Origin of the sequence: Brevibacterium picturae (assembly GCF_030453725.1) — a bacterium.
GTDB lineage: Bacteria > Actinomycetota > Actinomycetes > Actinomycetales > Brevibacteriaceae > Brevibacterium > Brevibacterium sandarakinum_A.
Genome location: NZ_JAKDJU010000286.1, coordinates 1 through 2,575, shown reverse-complemented (window position 1 = coordinate 2,575; position 2,575 = coordinate 1). Strand labels below are relative to the sequence as shown.

The 2,575-nt window shown below is 64.6% G+C and carries 3 protein-coding genes; all 3 read left to right on the top strand.

All coding sequences use genetic code 11. The features are described from left to right. The coding region (locus tag L0G76_RS15610) for a tripartite tricarboxylate transporter permease (protein WP_304358051.1) at positions 1–481 on the top strand (481 nt) is incomplete at its 5' end. A 60-nt stretch (positions 482–541) separates the two neighbouring features. Beyond that, the gene (locus L0G76_RS15605; protein WP_304358050.1) at positions 542–1,384 is read left to right on the top strand and encodes an urea carboxylase-associated family protein; all 843 of its coding nucleotides are present in this window, start codon (positions 542–544) and stop codon (positions 1,382–1,384) included. An 88-nt stretch (positions 1,385–1,472) separates the two neighbouring features. Next, entirely contained in the window at positions 1,473–2,387 is a 915-nt protein-coding gene (locus tag L0G76_RS15600; protein WP_304358049.1) for an arylamine N-acetyltransferase family protein, read from the top strand. Positions 2,388–2,575: the final 188 nt, after the last annotated feature.

Genomic DNA, 2,575 nt, shown 5'->3' with positions numbered 1-2,575 from the left:
TGCCCTGGGGTGGAGCATCATCGGAGCACTTCTGATCAGCGCCGTCCTCGGCGTCGTCATCAACATCACGGCCTCTCCGCTGCTGGCCAAGATTCTCGCGATTCCGATGCCCTACATGGCACCGGCGATCCTCATGCTGGCTCTCATCTCCTGCTACAGCATCCACAACTCGGCGACCGACGTCTACATCGCGCTGGGCTTCGGAATCCTCGGCTACGTGATGCGCCTGGTCGGCATGTCACCGGCCCTCTTGGTCATCGGCCTGGTACTGGGGGAGATGCTCGAACGCAACCTGCAGCAGGCGCTCGGCCTGACCGGTGGCGACTTCGGAGCCGTGGTCTCCCAGCCGATCGTCATGGTCTTCCTCGCCATCGCCGTCCTCTCCCTGCTGACAGCACTGCCATGGAAGCGGTTGTTGGGGGAGCGCTTTCTGGGGAAGCGCGGATCCGACGCCGCATCGAAGGAGAAGGCCGACCGGTAGAGTCGTGTGATTCAATGGCTTGTCACCGGGGGATCGGTGAGCAGACGATAAGGAGACGATATGTCGCACGATCCGCGATTGACCGAAGCCGCCTACCAGGGCCCAGCCCTCGAGGCGGATCCGGACTTCTACCGGCCCATCGGCGAACAGACCGAAGCCCGCACCGTGGTCAGTGAGCTCACCGTGCAGATCCGCTCCGGAGAAGCCTGGGAAGTCCCCGCCGGACACGTCTGTCGAATCTCAACAGTCGACGGTCCTCAGGTCGGGGACCTCAACCTGTGGAACCGGCACGACCCCAGGGAGCGGTTCTGGGCCTCGCGCACACGCCAACTCCAGGCGGCACACCTGTCGACTTATGACCGCCTGTGGTCGACTCTGCCCTTCCTGCGGCCCATGGCCACGATTGTCGGCGATACCCTGGCCGACTACGGCACCGACGCCGAAGGCGGACGGCTCCATGACACCCTCGGCACCCGGTGCGACCCTTATGTGTCCCAGATGCTCAACGGCGTCGACTTCGACTACCACTGCCATTCGAACCTCGTCCGAGCAGTTCTGCCCTTCGGACTCACCGAATTCGATGTCCACGACGTGCTCAATGTCTTCCAGTGCACGGGGCTCAATGACAAAGACGAGTACTTCATGAAGACCTGCCCGGCCAAGCCCGGCGACTACTTCGAGTTCTTCGCCGAACAGGACCTTCTGGCTGCCCTCTCTGCCTGCCCGGGCGGGGATCTCTCGGCACCGATGTTCGGTGACGGCAATGCGGACCCGGTGGAGAACTGCCATCCTCTCAAGGTCACGGTCTACCGGCTGACCGACGACCTCCTCGGCGACTGGAGCGAACCTCAGTCACCGAAGTATCGGGGCATGCACGGGCTGACGCCCCAGACGTGGACCTGACACCTCTGATCGCGTGATCGATGCGCCAGACACCACGATCGCATCAGACGAAGACCACCTCGACACGGCACCCATGGAGGTCCGGCACATGACGCAATCCTCGCTCCTCGGCCGCTATGCGGAACGGCTCGGCCTGAGTGATTCCGTCCCTGAGCTGCACCGGCGTGCACGCGGATCGCGAGCGGAGGTCCTCGACCTCCTCGATGAGATTCTCGTTGCGCACACGCACTCGATCTGCTTCGAAAACCTCGATGTCACCGCGTTCAGGGTCAGGGGCGACCTCAGGGCCGTCGCCATCGATATCGACGGGGTCGCCGACAAACTGCTCACCGCCGGTCGGGGCGGCTACTGTCACGAACATGCCTCACTTATCCGCACGGTCATCACCGAGTTGGGGCTGAGCGCACATCCGATTCTGGCGCGGGTCCACCTCGGCGATGAGCAGAGTGCACCGGGGTCGCTGACTCACCAGGCGACGATCGTCGACCTCGAGGGCCGGCGGTACCTCGTCGATCCAGGGTTCGGCGGTGGCACTCCGGAGGCCGCCCTCGAACTCTCCGAAACCGCGGAGGCGAGGACGACCGCGCACGGCGAGCATCGTCTCGTACCGGCCGCAGCGGCACTGACTCAGCGGCTGCGCGCCGACAGCGACTGGGTGCTCCAATCACGGACCCGGGCAGACCAAGACTTCCGCACCATCTATGCATTCAGCGAGAACTCTCGACCGCAGGCGGATCTCGAACTGGCGAACTGGTTCTCCTCGACGAAACCCGGGTCCCGATTCACCGGTCCGCCGATTCTCGCGCTTCCACTTCCCGAAGGCGGCAGAGTCACACTCGAGGGACCTCGCCTGCGTCGAGTGACCGGGGGAGGGCAGCCTGATCGGCACGAAAGGACCCTTGCCGATGCCGCCGAATTCGCGAAGGTGGTCTCGACCGACTTCGGGCTCGACCTCGACAGGGAGTTCACGGACCTCGTGTGGAGCGCGACCTCCGAGGGCTGAGCATCGGCCGTTGCTGAGAATTGATGATCTCAGGTCAGGACCGGCGTGTGGTCCAGGGCCGACGTTCGCGGGCCAGGACTGGCGTCGGCGGGTCGGGTCCGGCGTTCGCGGGTCGGGTCCGACGTTCGCGGTCCAGGACCGGCGTCTGCGGGTCTAAACTGCTGTCATGTCCGAGGTGACCGCCGATG